This is a genomic window from Mesorhizobium sp. M1A.F.Ca.IN.020.03.2.1, from assembly GCF_004023205.1.
Classification (GTDB): domain Bacteria; phylum Pseudomonadota; class Alphaproteobacteria; order Rhizobiales; family Rhizobiaceae; genus Mesorhizobium.
The window spans coordinates 1-21839 of sequence record NZ_RZSV01000087.1 but is presented as its reverse complement, the minus strand read 5'-3'; the positions used below and the strand labels follow the sequence as shown (position 1 = coordinate 21839).

General features: G+C 64.2%; 15 protein-coding genes. 2 read left to right on the top strand and 13 right to left on the bottom strand.

Annotated features, from left to right (window positions below; translation table 11 throughout):
* From EOA79_RS15975 to EOA79_RS15955, 5 genes are all read right to left on the bottom strand, one after another.
* The coding region (locus EOA79_RS15975; protein ID WP_245489885.1) for a glycosyltransferase family A protein at positions 1-357 on the bottom strand (357 nt) is incomplete at its 3' end.
* 66 nt (positions 358-423) lie between these two features.
* A complete protein-coding gene (locus tag EOA79_RS15970; protein ID WP_095823370.1) occupies positions 424-1299 on the bottom strand; it encodes a transglutaminase family protein in 876 nt (291 codons plus the stop codon).
* On the bottom strand, positions 1300-3711 hold the full coding sequence (locus EOA79_RS15965) for a circularly permuted type 2 ATP-grasp protein (protein WP_095823371.1): 2412 nt from the start codon (positions 3709-3711) through the stop codon (positions 1300-1302). It lies immediately after the preceding gene.
* Between the two features lie 6 nt (positions 3712-3717).
* On the bottom strand, positions 3718-7077 hold the full coding sequence (locus EOA79_RS15960; protein WP_095823372.1) for a transglutaminase family protein: 3360 nt from the start codon (positions 7075-7077) through the stop codon (positions 3718-3720).
* 105 nt (positions 7078-7182) lie between these two features.
* Positions 7183-8373 (bottom strand): acyl-CoA dehydrogenase, encoded by a 1191-nt coding sequence (locus EOA79_RS15955; protein ID WP_067002729.1) that lies wholly within the window; start codon positions 8371-8373, stop codon positions 7183-7185.
* A 106-nt stretch (positions 8374-8479) separates the two neighbouring features.
* Between EOA79_RS15955 and EOA79_RS15950 the strand changes: the two genes are divergently transcribed.
* Positions 8480-9391, top strand: a complete 912-nt coding sequence (locus EOA79_RS15950; RefSeq protein WP_067326124.1) for a LysR family transcriptional regulator — start codon at positions 8480-8482, stop codon at positions 9389-9391.
* On the opposite strand, the gene EOA79_RS15945 is transcribed toward EOA79_RS15950, so the two are convergent.
* The 8 genes from EOA79_RS15945 to EOA79_RS15910 form a co-directional block, all read right to left on the bottom strand.
* Positions 9392-11713, bottom strand: a complete 2322-nt coding sequence (locus EOA79_RS15945) for a Tex family protein (RefSeq protein ID WP_095823373.1) — start codon at positions 11711-11713, stop codon at positions 9392-9394.
* Positions 11714-11836: 123 nt separating this feature from the next.
* Positions 11837-13015, bottom strand: coding sequence for a serine hydrolase (locus EOA79_RS15940; protein WP_127335370.1), 1179 nt, complete (start codon positions 13013-13015; stop codon positions 11837-11839).
* 30 nt (positions 13016-13045) lie between these two features.
* Positions 13046-14242 carry a serine hydrolase gene (locus tag EOA79_RS15935; RefSeq protein WP_095823375.1) on the bottom strand — a complete coding sequence of 399 codons (1197 nt, stop codon included), beginning with the start codon at positions 14240-14242 and terminating at the stop codon, positions 13046-13048.
* Positions 14243-14382: 140 nt separating this feature from the next.
* On the bottom strand, positions 14383-15417 hold the full coding sequence (locus tag EOA79_RS15930) for an extracellular solute-binding protein (protein WP_095823376.1): 1035 nt from the start codon (positions 15415-15417) through the stop codon (positions 14383-14385).
* Positions 15418-15445: 28 nt separating this feature from the next.
* Positions 15446-16249: an ABC transporter permease gene (locus EOA79_RS15925; RefSeq protein WP_095823377.1), complete on the bottom strand. Its 804-nt coding sequence runs from the start codon at positions 16247-16249 to the stop codon at positions 15446-15448.
* Positions 16242-17165, bottom strand: coding sequence for an ABC transporter permease (locus EOA79_RS15920; RefSeq protein WP_095823378.1), 924 nt, complete (start codon positions 17163-17165; stop codon positions 16242-16244). The genes EOA79_RS15925 and EOA79_RS15920 overlap by 8 nt, the downstream gene beginning before the upstream one ends.
* A gap of 12 nt (positions 17166-17177) precedes the next feature.
* Positions 17178-18278 carry an ABC transporter ATP-binding protein gene (locus EOA79_RS15915; protein ID WP_095823379.1) on the bottom strand — a complete coding sequence of 367 codons (1101 nt, stop codon included), beginning with the start codon at positions 18276-18278 and terminating at the stop codon, positions 17178-17180.
* A gap of 143 nt (positions 18279-18421) precedes the next feature.
* Complete coding sequence (locus tag EOA79_RS15910) at positions 18422-20080, bottom strand: amidohydrolase (protein WP_095823579.1); 1659 nt, start codon at positions 20078-20080, stop codon at positions 18422-18424.
* A 168-nt stretch (positions 20081-20248) separates the two neighbouring features.
* On the opposite strand from EOA79_RS15910, the gene EOA79_RS15905 reads away from it, so the two are divergent.
* Complete coding sequence (locus tag EOA79_RS15905) at positions 20249-21280, top strand: histone deacetylase family protein (protein WP_095823380.1); 1032 nt, start codon at positions 20249-20251, stop codon at positions 21278-21280.
* Positions 21281-21839 lie beyond the last annotated feature (559 nt).

The following is a 21839-nucleotide window of genomic DNA, read 5'->3' as shown; positions in this document are numbered from 1 at the left end:
CTTGGACAGCAGCGTCCGCAACCCACCCTCGATATGCAGATCGTCGGCGTCGATCATGTAAATCCAGGGGAAGCGCGCCTCGGCCAGCGCAAGATTGCGGGAGCCGCCCGCGTCTCGACAATTGGACCGGATGATCCGGAACGGCAGCGCCAGCCGCGAGGCTGCGTCCGCGGCCACGGCCGCCGTGTTGTCCGTCGAGGAATCGTCGACCAGTATCACTTCGCCGATGATCTCGGCTTCCGAGCGCAAGGTTGCCAACGTGTCTGCAACGGTTGCCGACGCGTTGTGTGCTGGAATGATGATGCTGACCGATGTCAACAATTGAACTCCGCGCAAGTGCCCGGCAGGCCGGTCCACGGTCCGGCGGCAAGATAGCGGCGGGATCGCGATTTGAGAAGCAGCCGCATCACCGATCGTGCGCCTTCAGGCAGCGACCGGGATGACATCGACCGCCTGCTCGCCGATCTGCTCGCCGGTGGTTTTCAGGACGCCGACAATCGGCGCCACGTCGGAATAGTCGCGGCCGTATCCCACCGTGATATGGTCGTTGCTCGCCCGCATGCCGTTGGTCGGATCGAATTCCTGCCAGCCGGCATCGCGCCCGCACCAGGCCTTGACCCAGGCATGCATGGCGTCGGCGCCTTCGAGCCTCGGCTTGCCCTTGGGAGGGATCGTGCGCAGGAAGCCGCTGACATAGCCGGCGGGGATGCCAAGCCCGCGCAGCCCGGCGATCATGATGTGCGAGAAATCCTGGCAAACCCCACGTTGAAGCGCAAAGGCATCGCTGGCGCGCGTCTGCACGGTGGTTGCCTTGCCGTCATAGGTGAAATCGCGATGGATGCAATTGCAGAGGTCGACCGCCGTGGCGATCGCCGAACCGGCGAGGCTTTCCCGCGCATAGGCCGTGATTACCGGATCAATGCCGGCATGGTCGCTGGCGGCGAGGAAGTGATGCGGCGCCTCGGCGGACAGCGAACGCACCGCGTCGAGTTCCGCCCTCAGGCCGTGAATGTCGGGCGAGACGTCGAGGCCGGCGTCCGGCCGCGACACCGACACACGGGCGCTCATCCTGACGTGGAGCTCCTCATGCGCGTCGCGAACGGCGATCGCAGTGACGTTGTTGCCGAAGAAATCGGAAAAATCCGCGCGCTCGGCCGGATTCGGCTGGAACGACAGCGAGGCGGCGATAACCCGCTGCACGCCGGCGATCGTCTGCGGCAGCACGCGCACCTGGTGCCTGCCGCCGCCGGCTGCGGCCGCATAGCCGTAATGAAGATGGAGCCTGATGTCGTAGAGCATTTATCCGAAATAGGCCTTGGCGAGACTGTTGTAGAGATCGCCGATCTGAATGGCGAGATCGTCGAGCACCTTCGCGGTCATGTCCTGAGGCTCCATCACGGCGAGCGCCGTGTTGAGCTGCAGGATTTCTTTCGCCGCGGGCGACATATGTCCCTCGCCCCCGACGGAAGGCAGCATGCCGATCTCGGCCTTGAGCCGCTCGAGCTGGAACAGGATCGAGCGCGGGTTGAGCGGATCGAGCGCCAAGAGGTCTATAACCGTGCGCCGGCCTGACTGAACCGGATATTGCCGTCGGTGGGTCATGACGCTGTCGCCGATCTCCAGCATCATGTCGAGTGCGCCGTCGGGCGCGTCTGCCTTTGTCAGCCTGGCTAGCGTGCGCGCGATCTGGATGCCACGTTCCAGTCGGCGGCCGATCTCCAGGAAGCGCCAACCGGTGAAGCGGTACATGTTCTCGTGCAGCAGCCCCGAGAAGCCCGCAAGCTTTCGCAGCATCACGGTCATCGCCCGCGTCGCGTCGTCGCCCGGCGCGACCGTCTCAGCGAATTTGTGGATGGTCTTCGACAGATCCTTCAGCGCCAGCCAGCCATCCGGCGAGAAGCGGTCGCGGATCTGGCCGGCACTGTAGACGGCGCTGTCCAATGTGCCGATCAATCCAAGCGGGATCGCGGTTTCGACCTCGATGCCGAACGGTTCGAGATAGTCTCTGATGTCGGCGAGCAGCGGCATCTCGGGATCGGATGTCTCCGCCAGCCTGACGTGATAAGCGCGCAGCACCCGCACCGTGTCTTCCGAGCGCTCGATATAGCGGCCGAGCCAGGTCAGGTTTTCCGCGGCGCGGCTCGGCAGGCTGCCGGGCATGGTGCGGGTGAAGCCGTCGGTCTCCTGCGGCAGCAGCGTCTCCCGCTCGACAGGCCTGTCGCTGACCACCCAGACATCCGCCGCCTGACCGCCGCGCTGCATGGCCATCGCGGTCGGGTCGAGCGAGAAGCCGACGCGTGCAAAGCCGCCGGGCATCACCGTCCAGCCTTCGTGTGTTCGCGCCAGGTAGACGCGCAGGCTGGCGGGCCGCGGCTCCAAGCGGCCGCCGGCAAAGACCGGCGTAGTCGAGAGCGTGACCGCCTCCTGGCCGACGAAGCCAACCCCGTCGGCTTCGATCCGCGCGATAAGCTCCGCCCGCTCGCCGGCCGAAAGCGCCGAACCGAGCCTGGTCGCGCCATCGTCCTCGAAGGCAAGCCGTGTCGACAGCGCCGGGCCAACCACCATGCGGTCGATATTGGCCAGCACATGGTCGCGTTCGGCCTGCTGTCCGCACCACCAGGTCGCAATGTTCGGCAGCTTGAGTTCCTCGCCATGCAATTCCCGCGCGATCCGCGGCAGGAAAGAAAGCAGCGCCCGCGTTTCCGCCAAGCCGGAACCGAGCCCGTTGACGGCCGAGACGGTGCCGCGCCGGATCGCCTCGACCAGCCCCGGCGTGCCGATCTGCGAGTCCGGTTTGAGCTCCAGCGGATCGGCGAAAGCGGCATCGAGCCGCCGCCACAAAACGCCGATCGGCATCAGGCCCGAAACCGTGCGCACCATCAGCCGGCCGCCGGACACCGTCAGGTCCTCGCCTTCGAGCAGCATAATGCCGAGATAACGCGCGATATAGGCGTGCTCGTAATAGGTCTCGTTGAGCGGTCCGGGCGTCAGGATGGCGACGCGGCCGCCGGAATCCTTCGCCATGCCGTTCAGCGCATCACGGAAGCGGCGGAAGAAGCCGGCCAGGCGATGCACATGCAGCTCGCCATAGATGTCAGACAAGGCGCGCGTGGTGGCAACGCGGTTCTCCAACGCAAAGCCGGCGCCCGACGGCGCTTGCGTGCGGTCGCCCAGAACCCACCAGCGGCCGTCGGGGCCGCGGCCGAGCTCGAAGGCGACCATGTGCAGGAAATGGCCGCTGGCCGGACGGACGCCGACCACCGGGCGCAGATATTCCGGGCTCGCCGCAATCAGCCCCGCCGGCAGGATTCCCTTCTCGATCAGCCGGTTCGGCCCGTAAATGTCGGCCAGCATCGTCTCGAACAGGTCGGCGCGCTGGACGAGGCCGGCGCTGATCTCGGCCCATTCCTTCTCGTCGATCAGCAGCGGGACATGCGCCAGCGGCCATTCGCGCTCGTTGGCGCCGGCTTTGTCGTAGACGCGGTAGTAGACGCCGGCATCGCGCAGATATTGGTCGGCGCGGGCAAAGCGCTGTCCGAGCGCCTCAGCCCCCAGATCGTCCAGCGCTCCGATGAAGGACTGCCAGGCCGGGCGCGGATTGCCCGACGCGTCGACCATCTCGTCGACGACGCCTTCAATCGGCCGGTAATGCTCCAACAGGCTCTGCGCCCGCGGCCTGCCGCCCGCCCGTTTCTGATTCCCCTTGGCCATGCTCGATCAGAATCTCGCCGGTCGCCTGAGGTCAAGGGTCATGGGAAACTCTTCAGAACCTTGTTCTTCACGCAGCACATAGGCACCCGGCGTATGGCCGCGCGGCTCGAAGCGGGCCAGCCGCCGCGCCTCCGCCTCGTTGCCGTTGACCGGGAAGGTCTCGTAGTTGCGGCCGCCCGGATGCGCGATATGATAGACGCAGCCTCCCAACGAGCGGCCCGACCAGCGGTCGTAGATGTCGAACACCAACGGCGTGTTGACCGGAAGGGCCGGATGCAGGCCGGAGGCCGGCTGCCAGGCCTTGAAGCGCACGCCTGCCACCGCGACCTCTCTGCTGTCGGTCGCCTTCATCGGTACGATGCGGCCGTTGCAGACGACCGCGTGACGCTCCGGATTGAGGCCTTGCGTCCTCACCTGCAGCCGCTCGATGGACGAATCGACGAAGCGGACCGTGCCGCCGATCGCGCCTTGCTCGCCCATCACATGCCAAGGCTCCAGCGCCTGCCTGAGCTCCAGCTTGACGCCGCCATGCTGCACCTGGCCGCAGAACGGAAAGCGAAATTCGAGTTGGGCTGCGAACCATTCCGGGCGGAAGTCGAAGCCGTTGAGCTTCAGATCTTCCAGCACGTCGAGGAAATCCGCCCAGACATAATGCGGCAGCATGAAACGGTCATGCAGCGACGTGCCCCAGCGCGCGAAGCGGCCGTCGAGCGGGTTCTTCCAAGCCCGCGCGATGATAGCGCGGACCAGCAATTGCTGGGCGAGCGACATCCGGGCATTGGGTGGCATTTCGAAGCCGCGGAACTCGACCAAACCGAGCCGTCCCGTCGGACCGTCCGGCGAGAACAATTTGTCGATGCAGATTTCCGAACGGTGCGTGTTGCCGGTCACGTCGGTCAAGAGATTGCGGAACAGCCGGTCGACCAGCCACGGCAACGGCGCCTCGCCCTTGTCGGGATGCGGCACCTGGGCCAGCGCGATCTCGAGTTCATAGAGGGAATCATGCCGTGCCTCGTCGATGCGCGGCGCCTGGCTGGTGGGGCCGATGAACAGGCTGGAAAACAGATAGGAGAGCGATGGGTGCCGCTGCCATTGCAGCACCAGGCTCTTCAACAGGTCCGGCCGGCGCAGGAACGGACTATCGTTGGGCGTCGCGCCGCCGACAACGACATGATTGCCGCCGCCCGTGCCGGTGTGACGGCCGTCGATCATGAACTTGTCGGTGCCGAGCCGCGAGCGCCTGGCTTCCTCATAGATCGCCGTGGTCGTCGCGACGCATTCCCGCCAGTCGGCGGCCGGGTGGATGTTTACCTCGATGACGCCGGGATCGGGCGCCACGCGGATGACGTTGAGGCGCGGGTCGTGCGGCGGCCCATAACCCTCGATATGCACCGGCAGGCCGATCGCCTTGGCCGCGTTCTCGGCCGCCGCCACCAGCTCAAGATAGTCCTCAAGCGCCTCGACCGGCGGCATGAACACGCAGAGCCGCCCGTCACGAGGCTCGACGGTGAGCGCCGTGCGCACCGCACCGCCGATCTCGGTGATCTCCTGCTCGACGCGCTCCTGCTGGCCCGTTGTCGCGGTGAAGGACGCTGCCAGCTGGCGGCGCGCCATTTCTTCGGGGCCCTCAAGTTCTGCTGGGGCAGGTTCCGGCAAGAGAGCGTCGCGCGCCGGCAGCGTAGCGCGCGGCAGCGACGGATCGACCGGCACGATATAGGGGTATTGCGCCGGCGGCACGTAAGGCAGCGCGCCGAGCGGCAGCCGATAACCGACCGGGGAATCGCCCGGCACCAGGAACAGCCGGCCGCGCCGCGTCTTCCACTTTTCCGAACGCCAGCGCTGCCCGGCGGCCTGGCTGTTCCAGCGCTGCACCGGCAGCACATAGCCTGACGGCTTGGTCAGGCCGCGCTCGAACACACGTGCCATGCGGCTGCGCTCTTCCGGATCCTCCAGCTTCGAGTTGGACGGGTCGACATTATCCGGCAGCTTGCTCTCCTTGAGCAGCCAATCGGCCGGATCCTCATAGGCCTCGCCGACCATCGCCTTGTCGATGCCGAGCTCCGCGGCGATCGCCGTGAGCAAGCTTGCGGCCTGCTCAGGCCCGACAGAGACGGTGCTCGTTTCGCGCGCGATCAGCGAAGCGTCCTGCCACACGGGCTCGCCATCGGTGCGCCAATAGAGCGAGAAGGTCCAGCGCGGCAGGCTTTCGCCCGGATACCACTTGCCTTGCCCGTAGTGGAGGAAACCGCCCGGCGCGAAGCGTTCGCGCAACCGGCGGATAAGCTGATCCGCCTTGTCGCGCTTGGTCGGACCGACGGCCGCCGTATTCCATTCTGCGGACTCGAAATCATCGATCGACACGAAGGTCGGCTCGCCGCCCATGGTAAGCCGCACATCCTGTTCCCGCAAAACCGCGTCGACCTTGTTGCCCAAGGCGTCGAGCGCCTCCCAGCTTTCATCCGAGAACGGCTTGGTGATGCGCGGATGCTCGGCGATGCGATCGACGCGCATGTCGAAGTCGAAATCGACATTGGCGAAGCTCGCCATGCCGGAGATCGGCGCGGCATTGCGGAAATGCGGCGTCGCCGCCAGCGGCACATGGCTTTCGCCGGTGAGCAAACCGGAAGTCGGGTCGAAGCCGATCCAGCCGGCGCCCGGAATATAGACTTCGCACCAGGCGTGCAGGTCGGTGAAATCGACCGAGGTTCCAGGCGGTCCGTCCAACGAGACGAGGTCCGGCTTCAACTGGATCAGGTAACCGGAGACAAAACGCGCTGCGATGCCGAGGTTGCGCAGGATCTGCACCAGCAGCCAGCTCGAATCTCGGCACGAGCCTTTGCCGGCGGCCAGCGTCTCCTCCGGCGAATAGACGCCGGTCTCCATGCGCACGATATAAGCGATTTCGCGCTGCAGCCGCGCGTTGAGGCCGACCAGGAAGTTGACCGTGTTTGTCGGACTGCGGTCGATGGTTTTCAGGAAGGCCGACAGCAACGGGCCGGCCGGCTCGGGCGTGCGGTATATAGCGAGGTCTTGCCTGATCTCTTCCGGGTACTCGAACGGGAAATTCTCGGCTGATTCCTCGACGAAGAAATCGAACGGATTATAGACCGTCATATCGGCGACTAGATCGACTTGGATCTTCAGTTCCGTCACCGGCTCCGGGAAGACGAAGCGGGCGAGGAAGTTGCCGTACGGGTCCTGCTGCAGGTTGACGAAATGGTTCTTCGGCTCGACCTTCAGCGAATGGCTGAGCACCTTGGTGCGCGAATGCGGCGCCGGGTGCAGCCTGATCACCTGAGGGCCGAGAACGACCGGCCGGTCGTATTTGTAATGGGTCAGGTGGTGGACGGCTGCCAGAATTGCCATGGTGCCCCGGGGAACGGCGTTTCAATCGCCGAACCCTGACATAAGTGCTGGGCATTCTCCAAGCAGAGATGTTGCGCTGCACCTAATTTAAGCAGCGTTGCCAGCTTAGAAAAACGCCTGAAGCCCCGTCTGCGCCCTACCCAGTATCAGCGCATGCACGTCATGCGTGCCCTCATAGGTGTTGACCGTCTCCAGGTTCTGGGCATGACGCATCACGTGATAGCCGATCTGGATGCCGTTGCCGCCATGCATGTCGCGAGCCTGGCGGGCGATGTCGAGCGCCTTGCCGCAATTGTTGCGCTTGACGATCGAAATCATCTCCGGCGCCATCTTGCCCTCGTCCATCAGCCGGCCGACGCGCAGCGAACCCTGCAGGCCGAGCGCGATCTCGGTCTGCATGTCGGCGAGCTTCTTCTGGAAGAGCTGCGTGCCGGCGAGCGGCTTGCCGAACTGCTTGCGGTCGAGGCCGTACTGCCGCGCGCGGTGCCAGCAATCCTCGGCCGCGCCCATGGCGCCCCACGAGATGCCGTAGCGCGCGCGGTTGAGACAGCCGAAGGGTCCCTTCAGGCCCGAGACATTGGGCAGCAGCGCCTCCTCGCCGACCTCGACGCCTTCCATCACAACCTCGCCGGTGATTGAGGCTCGCAGCGAAAGCTTGCCGCCGATCTTCGGCGCCGACAGCCCCTTCAGGCCCTTTTCCAGCACGAAGCCGCGGATCTGGTTGTCATGCGCGGCCGACTTTGCCCAGACGACGAAGACGTCGGCGATCGGCGCGTTGGAAATCCACATCTTGGAGCCGGAAAGCCTGTAGCCGTTCGCCGTCTTCTCGGCCCGTGTCTTCATGCCGCCCGGATCGGAGCCGGCATCCGGCTCGGTGAGGCCGAAGCAGCCGATCCATTCGCCGGAGGCGAGCTTCGGCAGGTACTTCTTGCGCTGCTCTTCCGAGCCGTAGGCATGGATCGGATACATGACCAGCGACGACTGCACGCTCATCATTGAGCGGTAGCCGGAATCGATGCGTTCGACTTCGCGCGCCACCAGCCCGTAGGTGACGTAATTGGCGCCGAGCCCGCCATATTCCTCTGGAATGGTGATGCCGAGCAGGCCCGCCTCGCCCATCTCGCGGAAGATCGAGGGATCGGTTTTCTCATCGGCATAGGCTTCCTCGATGCGGGGCGCCAGCTTGTCGGCGGCGAACGCCGCTGCGCCGTCGCGCACCATCCGCTCGTCTTCGGAAAGCTGGTCCTCGATCAGGAAGGGATCGTTCCAGACGAAGGCGTTCTTCTCGGCGGCCATGAGGTGGGTCTCCCGGTAAAATCTTGGATGGTCCGGCTTATCCGCCTCCATCTGGAAAAAATCAAACGAAATTGCATCAAGCATCAATGAGCGATAGTAATAGATCATGAACGTCCAGCGCCGCCTCTTGCCAAACATCAGCGCGCTTGCCGCCTTCGAGGCGGTGGCGCGTCTCGGCTCCTTCACCGCCGCGGCCCGCGAGCTCGATCTCACGCAAGGTGCCGTCAGCCGGCAGATCAATCTGCTGGAAGAGCAGTTCGGGCGCCGGCTTTTCGAACGCGACAGCCGCAATGTCAGGCTGTCCACGGCGGGCGAAATCTACGCCGGCGCGGTGCGCTCAGCACTCGCGCAGTTGCGCGATGCGGCGCTTGGATTGATGAGCAATCGGCATAGCGGTGTTCTCAACCTTGCCATCCTGCCGACCTTCGGCACGCGCTGGCTGATGCCGCTCATTCCGGATTTCGTCGCCCGTCATCCGGACATCACGATCAATTTCGCCACGCGCATTGGCCGCTTCGACTTCGCGCGCGAGCGGCTCGACGCCGCAATCCACCACGGCATGCCTGATTGGCCGGACGCTGATTGCACGCTTTTGATGCGCGAGACCGTGATGCCGGTCGCCGCGCCCGAATTCCTGGCGCAGCGGAAGGTCGCGACGCCGGCCGATATCGGCCGCCTGCCGTTGCTGCACATGGCAACGCGTCCCGACGCCTGGAGCGAATGGTTCGAGCATCAGGAGCTCGACGCGCCGACCGGCCCCGGCATGCAGTTCGAGCAGTTCGGTACGGTCGCGCAGGCCTGCATGGCGGGGCTCGGCGTGGCGCTGCTGCCGCAGATCCTGATCGCCGGAGAATTGCAGCGTGGCCAGTTGGCGCCGGCGCCGGGCAAGCCGATGCAGAGCCGCAGTGCCTATTATCTCGTCGTGCCGCACGCCAAGCGCGGCCATCCGCCGGTTGCCAGCTTTCGCGACTGGCTGCGGGGCCAGGTTGAGAAGGAGCCGGCTGTTCTGGCGTGGTAGCTATTTCCGCTTCATCGCCTCGGCGAGCGCCGCGCCGAACGCACCCTGTGACGGCTTTTCAGGCTGGCGCTGCGGCGCCGGCGAGCGCGGTACGGGCTTGCCGCCGCCGCTGTCGCGCTGGCCGACCCGAGGCGCCCCACCCTGGCCGCCATCCTTACGCATCGAGAGGCCGATGCGATTGCGCTTGATGTCGACATCGACCACTCGAACTTTCACGACATCGCCGGCCTTTACCACCTCATGCGCGTCCTTGATGAAGCGGTCGGCCAGCTGCGAGACATGCACCATCCCGTCCTGGTGCACGCCGATGTCCACGAAGGCGCCGAAGGCGGCGACATTGGTGACCGTGCCTTCGAGCAGCATGCCGGGCTTCAGGTCCTTGATGTCGTCGACGCCTTCGGCAAAGGTCGCCGTCTTGAAGCCCGGCCGCGGGTCGCGTCCGGGCTTTTCCAGTTCCGCGATGATGTCACGTACCGTCGGCAGGCCGAAGCGCTCGTCGACGAAAACACGAGGGTCAAGTGCCTTGAGCGCGGCACTGTCGCCCATCAGCGCGCGCACGTCGCGGCCGCAGGCGGCGACGATCTTCTTTGCCACGCCATAGGCTTCCGGATGCACGGATGAAGCGTCGAGCGGCTCGGAGCCGTTCGGGATGCGCAGGAAGCCTGCGCACTGCTCGAACGCGCGCGGTCCAAGCCGCGCCACGTTCAGCAGATCGCGGCGCGTAGCGAACGGGCCGCCGACGTCGCGATGCGCGACGATCGCTTCGGCAAGCGATGGCCCCAGTCCCGAAACGCGCGCCAAGAGCGGCGCCGATGCCGTGTTGAGGTCGACGCCGACAGCATTGACCGCATCCTCCACCACCGCCTCCAGCGAGCGGCCGAGCCGGTACTGGTCGACATCGTGCTGATACTGGCCGACGCCGATCGACTTCGGCTCGATCTTGACCAGCTCGGCGAGCGGGTCCTGCAGGCGTCTCGCGATCGACACCGCGCCGCGCAGCGACACGTCGAGGTCGGGAAACTCGGCGGCCGCCGTCGCCGAGGCTGAATAGACCGACGCGCCGGCTTCGCTGACGATCACCTTGATCGGCTTCGGCCCGCCGTCGGACGGCAGGCTGGCGAGCATGTCGGCCACCAGCTTCTCGGTCTCGCGGCTGCCGGTGCCGTTGCCGATCGAGATCAGCTCCACCTTGTGGAAGCGAATGAGCCTGGCAAGTTCCGCCTGCGTGCCGCGCACATCGTTCTTTGGCGGAAACGGATAGACGGTGGTCGTCGCCACCAGCTTGCCGGTACCGTCGACCACAGCCACCTTGACGCCGGTGCGGATGCCGGGATCGAGACCCATCGTGGGCCGGGAGCCGGCGGGCGCGGCGAGCAGCAGGTCCTTGAGGTTGCGGGCAAAGACATGGATGGCCTCGTCCTCGGCCCGCTCGCGCAGGTCGCGCATCAAATCAAGCGTCAGATGGAGCGATAGTTTTATCCGCCAGGTCCAGCCGGCCACTTCCATCAGCCAGCGGTCGCCCGGCAGGGTGCTACCAATCGCATAGGCGTTGGCGATCATCCGCTCGACCGGTTTCACCGGCGATTGATCGTCGGCATCGACTTCGATGTCGAGCGACAGCACCTCTTCGTTGCGGCCACGCAGCATGGCCAAGGCGCGATGGCTGGGCACGTTCGCCCAGCGCTCGACATGATCGAAATAGTCGGAGAATTTCGCGCCCGCCTCCTGCTTGCCGTCGACGACCCTGGCGCGCAGGAAGGCGCGCTCCTTCATATAGGCGCGCAGCTTCCCGACCAGATCGGCATTCTCGGCGAACTGCTCCGACAGGATGTCGCGTGCGCCTTCGAGCGCCGCCTTGGCGTCGGGAACCTCGTCTGTGCGATAGGCTAGCGCGAGTTCGGCAGGCACCGCCGAACGGTCGGCGAGGATCGCCTCGGCCAGCGGCCCCAGTCCACGTTCCCTGGCGATCTCGGCCTTGGTGCGGCGCTTCGGCTTGTATGGCAAGTAGATGTCTTCGAGCTCGGCCTTGGTGGTCGCCGCCGCGATTTTTGCCTCGAGGTCCTCGGTCAGCTTGCCCTGCTCACGGATCGAACCGAGGATGGTGTCGCGGCGCGCATCGAGCTCGCGCAGATAGGCAAGCCGCTCGGAAAGGTCGCGCAACTGCGTGTCGTCGAGGCCGCCGGTGACCTCCTTGCGGTAGCGCGCCACGAAAGGCACCGTTGCGCCCTCGTCCAGCAGCCCGATTGCGGCTGCCGCCTGCTCCGGCCGCGAGCCGATCTCGGCCGCGATGATTGCTGCGATGCGCTTGATGTCCGATGCCATGCTGGTTCCTGCCGAAAAGAGCGGCGACAATAGGCCGGGACGACGGCTGCGCCAACCGCGCTGTCTCCACCCGACAGGAAAGCTCCACAGGAAAGAGCTGCGAGGAAAGACCAGCCGAACGGCTCAAACCATCCGGCTCAGGGCCTCGAAGAAGGCGACTACATCGAGATCAAGCTGATCGTCGACCGGTTCCGGTTGCGACGACATCTTGGCGATGACCACCTCGTCGCTCGGGTTGACGTAGATCCACTGGCCGTGAATGCCGATGCCGCAGAAGGCGCCGCTTGGCGTGCCCATCTGGTACCATTTGTTGCGGTAGCGGCCCTTAGGGAAGAGGAACACCATCGTACCGCGCCGCCACGCTTCATGGCTGCCGCCGCTGGCAACCGTGTCATGCACCCAAGCCTCCGGCACGATGCGGCGGCCATTGGCCGTGCCGCCCTGTCGCATCATCTCGCCGATGCGGGCAAGGTCGCGCGGCGTCATCGACATGCCGCCGGCGGTACGCGCCGTGCCTTCCATGTCGACGGTCACCGACATCTCGCTCGCGGCGCCCAGCGGCAGCCACAGTTTCTCGCTGAGCAAGTCGCTGACGCGTTTGCCGGATGCCCGCTCCACCAGGATGCCCAGCATATCCGAATTGGGTGAGCGATAACGGTAGGTCTGCCCATGCGGCTCGGCGAGGCGCGGTAACGTCAACAGAAACGCAGCGAGGCTTTCCGACCCGCCGCCCGGATTCCACAGTGTCGCGCGGCGATAGCGGGCGAAGGCGCTTTCCGGATCGAGATAGGCCTCCTCGAAGTCGAGGCTGACCGTCATGTCGAGCACATTGCGCACGCTCGCATCGCCATAGGCCGAGCCCTTGACTTCGGGGATGTATTCTGTCACCGGCGCTTCCGGGTCGAACACTCCCTCGCCTTGCAGGATGCCGGCGAGGATCGCCGTCACCGACTTGCTGATCGAAAAGATGATGTGGCGCTGACCGAACGCCATATGCGGGGCCGACCAATCGCCGACCAGCCTGCCGCCCTTCAGGATCGTCAGCCCGTCAGTGTCGGAGCGCTTCAGGAATGCTTCGACTGTTTCGGCGCCGCCGGCCAAGGTGACTTTCTCCTCGAGCAGCGCGCCGAGCGATTTCACCTCTTCCTCGCCGCCGGGCGCGGCGGCAACGTGGACGCTCGGCACCAGTTCGCCGACATTCTGGAACGACCATTGGCTGAACGGCCTCAGCCGCCAATTATCGAGCCGCACATCCTTGCGGGCAAAGCCGTATTTGGTCTCGAACGCGGTGTTGCCGGTCACGATTGTCTCCCGGACGTCTATCTCTGACTTTCAGCCTAGCGCGGCGGCTATGGCGTGCACGGCCTTAAGCGTCGCCACCGAATAGGCGGCGTTGAGGAAATCCGGATAGGTCGAAAGCTTCACGACGACCATCCTGTGCTCCCAGCTGATATGGATCATCTGGCCGAACACGCCCTTGCACATCAGTGCGCGAGAGCGTGGATCCTCGATCCAGAACTGGTTGCGGTAGCTGCCGTCCGGAAGGCTCGGGCTGAAGTCCGGTCCGTGCTTGCCGCTGCGCGTCGCCTCGATCCACTCGGCAGGGATGACTCCGCCGCCATTGTCGAGGATCAACTGGCCGAAGCGGCCATAATCGCGCAGCGTCGCGTTGAAGCCGCCATCGGCCAGCGCATAGCCGGCGCTGTCGACTGTGAAACAGGCGCTCTCGTCGGCGCCGAGCTTTTGCCAGAGTTCTTCCGAGACCAGCTGCGCCAGGCGCTTGCCGCTCACCCGCTCCATGATGAAGGCAAGCACATCGGTCTCGATCGAGCGGTATTCGAAGGCCTCGCCATGTTCGCGCACCTTGTCCTTCAGGCGCAGGATCAGCTCGAACAGATGCGCGGGCCACCGGAAATCAGGATCGCTGCCCGGCGGGATCGGCTTCCAGCCGGTGGCGACATCGACCTGACCGATCTCGGAATAGCGATCCGTGTACTCTTCCGAGAAGCGCACGCCGGTCGTCATGTCGAGCACTTGCTGCACGGTGGCCCCGGTCCAGGCGGTCTCGCCGAGCTCCGGAAGATAATCGGTCACCAGCCTGGCCGGGTCGATCAGGCCGCGCCCGACCAGGATGCCGAACACCGATCCGGTGACCGACTTTGCCATCGACTGCGACAGATGCAGCGTGCGTTCGTCCATGCCGTTGAAGTAGCGCTCATAGGCGACCCTGCCGTCCTTCAACACCAGCAAACCGTCCGTGTAGGTCTCATCGAGCAGGCCCGCGAGCGTTGTCGGACGGCCCTCGCTATCCGCCACCGCCAGGTCATCGAGATCGACCTCGGCGCGATCGAGCCGACGGCGATGACCTTGGCCGCGCCAGACCTCGACGGTCGGCAAAAACTCACGCACGTGCTGGAAGGCCCAGCGGTTCCACGGTGGCCGATCCCAGTCGAGCTTCGGCAGAGCCATGGCCGGTGGCGAGCCCTGCATGATCGGCGGCCGCGGATCGGAGTTGCGGTAAGATGTCATGAGAATTTCCCTATCGCCGCCTGCCGTCTTCCACTCACTTGGATGAGGAGCGGTCAGCACGGCGGGCGATAAGCCCCCGAATGGGCCTTTCGAGTGGCTCCGCCTTCTTCCCGTTCGCGCGGGAAGAAGGCGGAGTGCCGCTATTTCTGAACGTCCGTCCAGATGCGCGTGTAGAGTTGCTGCACCTCGGGCGAGCAGGGGGTGAGGAACTCGCCCGCTTTCTCCAGTTCCGGCGGTACCACCAGTTCGGGCGCATCCTTCATGTCGGCTGGCATGAACGCCTTCGAACCCTTGATACCATTGGCATATTTGGCGAAGGCGGAGATCATGGCGGCGTTCTCGGGATCCATGATGAAGTTCATGAACAACTTGGCGTTCTCGACATTCTTTGCATCCTTCAGGATGGCAACACTATCCATGAAAAAGGGGAAGCCCTCCTTCGGGTAGCCGAACTTGATGTCGGGGTTCTTGATGCGCGAGCGCATGATGGCGCCGTTCCAGTAGTACACGGCCGAGTAGTCGCCGGCCGGTAGCTTCTCGGTCACGCTGTAATCCATGGCCAGCCATTTCGGCTTGGCCTCCACTAGCTTGTCGCGCACTTTCTTGAGCAGTTCCTTGTCGTCCGTGCACCAGTCGCCGCCCAGATACTTGATGGTGGCGAACAGAACGTCGTTCATTTCCGGCGCGACGTTGATCTTGCCGACCAGTTCCTTCGGCGGGTCGAGGAAGATGGCCGAGGTGTTGATGTCGCCGCTATAGACCTTTGTGTTGACGCCAATACCGGTCAGGCCCCACTGCCACGGAACCGTATAGTGACGGCCCGGGTCCCAGGGAACGTTCACCCAGCGCTCGTCGACATTCTTGAAGTTCTCCATCTGGTCGGGCCGGGCCTCGAGCAGAAGCCCTTCCTTCACCCAGATCGGCACGTAGTTGGCCGACGGCACCACAATGTCGAAGCCGTGACCACCGGCGCGTACCTTTGCTAGCGCGGTGTCGTTGGAGTCGTAGTCGGTGATCGTCACCTTGACCTTGTAGGCATCCTCGAACTTCTTGATCATCTCGGGGCTGGTGTAGTCGCCCCAATTGAAGATGTTGAGTTCGCCTTCCGCATACGCACTGCCCGCAAAAGCGAACAATGCGAATACCGCCGTAGCGGCCGCTATCTTCCTTTTCATTGCTATTCTCCCGTTTGGCAATCGTTAGTCATGGCTTGCGCCGATTGACGAAGTAGAACGCAGTTACGAGCACCACCGACAGCGCCAGGAATAGCGTGGCGATCGCATTGATTTCCGGGCTCGTTTCGCGCCGCAACTGGCCGAGCATGTAGGTGGGCAGCGTATCCTGCCCGCCGGACTTTACGAATTCGGTGATGACCACGTCGTCCAGCGAAATGACGAAGGCGAGCATGAAGCCCGCGATGATGGCCGGCCTCAAGAGCGGCAGCGTCACAAAGCGGAAGGCTTTCCAAGGCGTGGCGTATAGGTCAGCGGCTGCGCGCTCTAGCGTCAGGTCCATGCTCTCCAGCCGCGCCCGGATCGGCAGGTAGGCGAACGGGATGCAGAAGGCGGTGTGCGCGGCGATCAGGTAGCCGAGCCCTGAGTAACCGGTCCAGACCTTGATGCGCGAGAACACGATCAGGAGCGCGACGCCGGTGACTATCTCCGGCACCATCAGCGGCTGGTTGATGAAGGCGTACTTGAAGGTGAGGCCGGGATAGGGCCGCGTGCGGGTCGTGGCCAGCGCAGCCATGGTGGCGGCGATCGTCGACAGCGCGGCGGCCGAGACCGCCAGCACGAGCGAGCGGACGGAGGCATCCTGCACGGCCGAATTGTGCCAGGCCGAAATAAACCAGCGTAGTGAGACGCCATCCCAGCGCGAAAGCGAATCCGCCGCGTTGAACGAATAGGCGACGAGCGCCGCGATCGGCAGATAGAGCGCGAAGAAGGTCAGAAGCGCCATGAAGCCGAAGCCGGGCTGCGCCTGGATGTCGAACGGACGCTTAGCCATGGACACCCTCCGAACGGGATGCGTTGCGCACGTAGAACAGGAGCGCGATCATCACCAGCACCATGAGCGTAATCGAAATGGCCGCGCCCAGAGGCCAGTTACGACCCGCGCCGAACTGCAGTTCGATCAGGTTGCCGAGCATCATGTTCTTGCCGCCGCCCAGCACCCGCGGAATGACATAGGCCCCGAGCGAGGGAATGAAGACCAGTATCGAGCCGGCGATGACGCCGGGCTTGATCAGCGGGAAGATGATGCGGCGCAGGACCTGCCAGCGACCCGCGTAGAGGTCATATCCGGCCTCGACCAGCCTGAAGTCGAGCTTCTCCATCGAGGCGTAGATCGGCAGCACCATCAGAGGGAGGTAGATATAGATCATGCCGAGCAGGATGGCGGCGTCGGTATTCATGATCTGCAGCGGTTGCTTGATGATGCCGAGCGCCATCAAGGCCGTGTTGACCAGCCCTTCGTTGCGGATCACCTGCTGCATGGCGAAGGTGCGGATCAGGAGGTTCGTCCAGAACGGAATGGTGACGAGGAAAACCCAAACCTCGCGCGTTTTCGGCGGTCGCGTGGCGATGAAATAAGCCGTAGGAAAGCCGAAGAGCAACGTCAGCACGGTGGTGTAGAACGAAAGGCTTATCGAACGCCAGAAGATGGTCAGATGCGCGTCTGCCAGACCCAGCGTGTCGTCGAAGATGTCACGCTGGAACAGGACCGATGTCCATCCGTCCAGCGAGAACGTGCCGACCTGCACGTCGCCATAGTCGCCCTTCAGCATGAAGGAATAGGCCAACATGACGAAAAGCGGCCCGATGGCGGCCAGGAGGATGATGACGAGCGCCGGCGCCGAGAGCAGCCAGCGGTCGCGTATGTCCCTAGCGTCGGCGGCGCGAGCAATTTCCTCGGCGTTGGCCATGAATGGAAGTCCCTAATCCTTCAGCGCTTGAGCGGCATTCGCGCCAATCGCGACGCCCGCGCGGCTGCCCGGCGCCAGCGCTTCGCCGCCTCCGCGGCTGTTCTGCCGCCGCACGATAAAGGCACTGCCGTCGTCGAGCTTGAGATGGAAATGCGTGTCAGTGCCGAGATAGACGACGTTCTCGACCGTGCCCCTGAGCGAAGCGTTGGCGTCCGCCGGACCGATCTGAGCGTGCTCCGGCCGCACCACCAGCGTAACGCCAACCGACGGCGTGAAACCTTCCGGCAGCGATGCCGGGATTTCCGCGCCGGACGAGAGCCTGACGGTGGCGCGCCCATCGGCCACGCTTTTCACTTCGCCCTTGAGGAAATTGCTCTCGCCGATGAAGTCGGCCACGAAGCGCTCGGCGGGGCGATCATAGATGTCGCGCGGCGTGCCGACCTGGAGGATCTTGCCGGCCGACATCACCGCGATCCGGTCTGACATGGTCAGCGCTTCTTCCTGGTCGTGGGTGACGAAGATGAAGGTGATGCCGGTCTCGTGCTGCAGCCGCTTCAGTTCGATCTGCATCTCCTTGCGCAGCTTGTAGTCGAGCGCCGAGAGCGGCTCGTCGAGCAAGAGCACCTTCGGCTGTGGCGCGAGCGCCCGGGCGAGCGCCACGCGCTGCTGCTGGCCGCCCGAGATCTGGCTGGTGCGGCGCGCCTTGAGCGCCTCCATCTTGACCAGTTTCAGCATCTGAGCGACCCGTGCCTCGATTTCGCCCTTGGGCTTGCCGAGCATCTCCAGACCGAAGCCGATGTTCTGCGCCACCGTCATGTGCGGGAAGAGCGCGTAGCTCTGGAAGACGGTGTTGACGGGTCGCTTGAACGGCGGCAGCGGCGCGATGTCCTGGCCGTGCAGCATGATGTCGCCGGCGCTTGGGAAATCGAAGCCGGCAATCAGTCTCAAAAGCGTCGTCTTTCCGCATCCGGACGGGCCGAGCAGCGTGAAAAACTCGTTCTCGCGGATCGAGACGGACACCGTGTCGAGAGCGGCTACCTGGTTTTCACCGGTTCCAAATACTTTTCGTACGCCGCGAACTTCGATCGCGTTCTTACCCGGTTGTTCCGGCACGATTACCCCATTGAGAGAGCCTGCTCTTGGCGGCAGGTGCGTTCCTGTTTGATTGTCACCATAAGCCGACCGGCTTGGCAACTGCGGAGCTGCTACTCGTTTTTTTAACGCAATACCCATGCCAGCCTCAGGCCTAGTCAATCCTAAGCTTGGAAAGTGATCTTGCCGCCACAGATGGTGGTGACCGGCCGCACGGTGTGCAGCGCCTCCGGCGCCGTCTTCTCGATATCGGCCGACAAAACCACGATATCGGCGAGGTATCCGGGCTTCAGGCGCCCCTTGCGGTGTTCCATGAACTCGGCATAGGCGCCTTCGACCGTGTAGCCGGCAATCGCTTCATGCAGCGAGAAGCTCTGGTCCGGCAGGCCTTCTGCCCAAGGTTTGCGCAAGACCGCCGCCTGGATGCCCAGGATCGGGTCAACCGGCGAGACCGGCCAGTCGGATGCGAAGACGACCCGCGCGCCGGCATTCTTCAAGGTGCGCCAGGCATAGCTCAGCGGCCACTTATCATGGCCAATGCGCGAGATCGTCGGCTCCAGCGGGAAATTCATCGCGCCCGGCGGATGCGGCGGCTGCATCGAGGCGAGCACGCCGAGCTCGGCGAAACGCGGCACATCGGACGGGGTGATCACTTCGATGTGCTCGATGCGGTGCCGGCTGTCGCGCCTGCCGTTTTTCTTCGCTGCCGCCTGGTAACCGTCGAGCACGGCGCGCACCGCTCCGTCTCCGATCGAATGAACGGCGATCTGCAGGCCGCGCCTGTCGGCTTCGACCGCAACCTCGGCGAAATGCTCGGGGGAAAAAAGCGGCTCGCCGCGCCAGCCCGGACGGTCGGCATAATCGTCGACCATCACCGCGGTCCAGGAATCCAGCACCCCGTCGTAGAAGACCTTGACCATGCCGGACGACAGCCACTCGGAATTGTACGCCGCCGCCATGCGCGAGGCTTTTTCCAGCATGTCCAGCTTCATGAAATTCTTGAAGTGGAACGGGATCTTGGTGCGGCAGATGAGCCGTCCTTCCTCTTGCAGCCCGGCGAGCAGCTCGAGCTGGTAGAGGTTGCCGTCCATGTTCTGGATCGAAGTGATGCCGTGCTTTGCGCACCACTCGAGCCCGCGGTGCATGAGATCGCCGTCGGCGGCAAGCTCCGCTGCCGACGGATAGGGATCCGGCTCCGCACCTTCGAGGCCGAGCCGTGTCCGGTTCGCGCCGAAATGGTCGAGCACGGGACCGAACGCCTCGCCTTCGCGCAACTCGCCGGCGGCAAGTCCGTCCGCGCCCATGACGATTTCGTTGCCTGGTCCCACCTGCTTGCCATGCAGCAGGCCGGCCTCTTCCAGCGCCTTGGTGTTTGCCCACATCGTGTGATGGTCGGAGGCCGACATGGCGAAGGGCCGGTCGGGAATGATACGGTCGAGGTGATGGCGGGTCACCGGCTCGGGCAGGATCGCATAGTCTACACCGGCGCCGAGCAGCAGCCCGGCTTTCGGACGCTTCGCCGCAAAGCCCCGGATCGCGTCGCGAAGCGCGTCGAAGCCCTGCACGCCTGCCAGATGCAGATTGTCGAGCTCGGCCGCGCCGCCGAACAAATGCATGTGCGCTTCGATGAAGCCCGGCAGGACGGAGCCGCCCTGAGCATCGACGACACGAGTGGCAGGGCCTTTGCAGTCGCGGACGCTATCGCGATCTGCGATCGCAATTATCTTATCACCTTTGATGGCAATGGCCTGGGCGGCGGGGGTATCCGGATCCATCGTCAATATGCTGGCGTTCTCGACGATAAGATCGGCCGTTTGCGGCATCATTTTCTCCCATTTGTGCCTAGGCTAGCAGAGTATTGGCGTCTGGCAAGCCGTCCCATGCTGGCCCGAACGACAAACTGAAATGCCCCTTGGCGGCGCCGGAACTCTCTGCCACAAAGCTGTTTGAGGCCCCGAAACCAGAACTCGAACAGCGAGCCAACTCCCAAAATGAAGACAGTTTTTTCACCGCTTCACGCCGGTCACGCCGGCCAGATGGAATTGGTCACCTCGGCGATTGTGCCGGGTTTCGAGAAGCCCTCGCGGGCCGAATTCATCAAGGCAAGGGTGGAAAGCGAGAAGCTGGGGCCGATCATCGGGCCGGTCGAGCACGACCTTGCCGCCGCCAAGCGCGTGCATGAAGCGCACTACATCGATTTCCTGCCGACGGTTTGGCCGGAATGGGTCGCCGCCGGCTTCAAGGGCTCGGCGATGGGCTTCACCTGGCCGACGCGCGGCCTGCGCGGCGATGTCCCGCCGAAGCGCATCGACGCCCTGCTCGGCTACTATTCCTTCGATGCCGGCGCCACTTTCGTCGAAGGCACATGGAAGGCGATCAAGTCATCCTATGACGTCGCGCTGACGGCGGCCACCCTGGTCAAGGGCGGCGAGCGGACCGCCTTCGCGCTCTGCCGCCCGCCCGGCCACCACGCCGGCGCTGCCTTCATGGGCGGCTACTGCTTCATCAACAACGCCGCCGTCGTCGCGCAATGGTTCCGCGACCAGGGCGCAAGCCGTGTCTCGATCCTCGATGTCGATTACCACCACGGCAATGGCACGCAGGAGATTTTCTATCGCCGCGGCGACGTCCAGGTGCTCAACCTGCATGGCGATCCGATGGTCGAGTACCCCTTCTTCCTCGGCCATGCCGACGAGCGCGGCGAGGATGAAGGCGAAGGCTTCAACGTCAACTACCCGATGCCCTTCGGCACCAACTGGGACGGCTGGAACGCAGCGCTGGAAGACGCCTGTGCCAAGCTTGCCGCCTATGCGCCGGACGTGGTCGTGGTCTCGCTCGGCGTCGACACCTTCGAGAAGGATCCGATCAGCCAGTTCAAGCTGAAGAGCGAAGACTATCCCAAGATCGGCCGGCGCATCGCCAAGCTCGGCCTGCCGACGCTGTTCGTCATGGAAGGCGGCTACGCGGTTGAGGAAATCGGCATCAACGCCGTCGGCGTGCTGACCGGCTTCGAGGACCGCTGAGCCATATCTGATTGAAAGGACGCGCTTCCGCCTGCAACGGACGTCAACCGAGAAATCGGCTCGATTCAGCTCTGAAGCCACCCCCAAGCAACGCGATGAGCAGCCGCTGAGTCGCAACAAGAGTCCAGCGGATTCGATTTTGTCAAATCGCGTTTGATGTCGGATTCATCTGCGGGTAGATTAGACCCGAATCAGCCGGTCCACGGGGGGCGCGGCGACCACCCAAAGTCTCAAGTTCCGGCGTCCTGCCGGTACCAGACGCGGACGGCTTCGCGTTCCCTGTAAGGATTCGGCTCGGTTGGGCGCTGTGCGCGCCCGTGGGTGTGTCTTCGTAAACGTGACGCGTTTCGGGTCCGAGCGCTGGCCAATGCCAGCACCGGGCGCAAGGATCGATTCCGGTCAGAATATCAAAATGAGCAGTCCCGCCGCGCTTCTTCATTCCGACGCTTCAGGCTCGCGCCTGGCGTCGCGCGGCGATCTCACCAGTTTCTTCATGCAGCTTTCAGCCGATATCGGCGCCGACAGCTATATGTTGGTCGCCATGGTGCACGATCAGGAT

Coding starts and splice junctions, on each gene's coding strand:
- EOA79_RS15970 (WP_095823370.1), bottom strand. CDS start 1,299: ATGCTCTACGACATCAGGCTCCATCTTCATTACGGCTATGCGGCCGCA.
- EOA79_RS15965 (WP_095823371.1), bottom strand. CDS start 3,711: ATGGCCAAGGGGAATCAGAAACGGGCGGGCGGCAGGCCGCGGGCGCAG.
- EOA79_RS15960 (WP_095823372.1), bottom strand. CDS start 7,077: ATGGCAATTCTGGCAGCCGTCCACCACCTGACCCATTACAAATACGAC.
- EOA79_RS15955 (WP_067002729.1), bottom strand. CDS start 8,373: ATGGCCGCCGAGAAGAACGCCTTCGTCTGGAACGATCCCTTCCTGATC.
- EOA79_RS15950 (WP_067326124.1), top strand. CDS start 8,480: ATGAACGTCCAGCGCCGCCTCTTGCCAAACATCAGCGCGCTTGCCGCC.
- EOA79_RS15945 (WP_095823373.1), bottom strand. CDS start 11,713: ATGGCATCGGACATCAAGCGCATCGCAGCAATCATCGCGGCCGAGATC.
- EOA79_RS15935 (WP_095823375.1), bottom strand. CDS start 14,242: ATGACATCTTACCGCAACTCCGATCCGCGGCCGCCGATCATGCAGGGC.
- EOA79_RS15930 (WP_095823376.1), bottom strand. CDS start 15,417: ATGAAAAGGAAGATAGCGGCCGCTACGGCGGTATTCGCATTGTTCGCT.
- EOA79_RS15925 (WP_095823377.1), bottom strand. CDS start 16,249: ATGGCTAAGCGTCCGTTCGACATCCAGGCGCAGCCCGGCTTCGGCTTC.
- EOA79_RS15920 (WP_095823378.1), bottom strand. CDS start 17,165: ATGGCCAACGCCGAGGAAATTGCTCGCGCCGCCGACGCTAGGGACATA.
- EOA79_RS15910 (WP_095823579.1), bottom strand. CDS start 20,080: ATGCCGCAAACGGCCGATCTTATCGTCGAGAACGCCAGCATATTGACG.
- EOA79_RS15905 (WP_095823380.1), top strand. CDS start 20,249: ATGAAGACAGTTTTTTCACCGCTTCACGCCGGTCACGCCGGCCAGATG.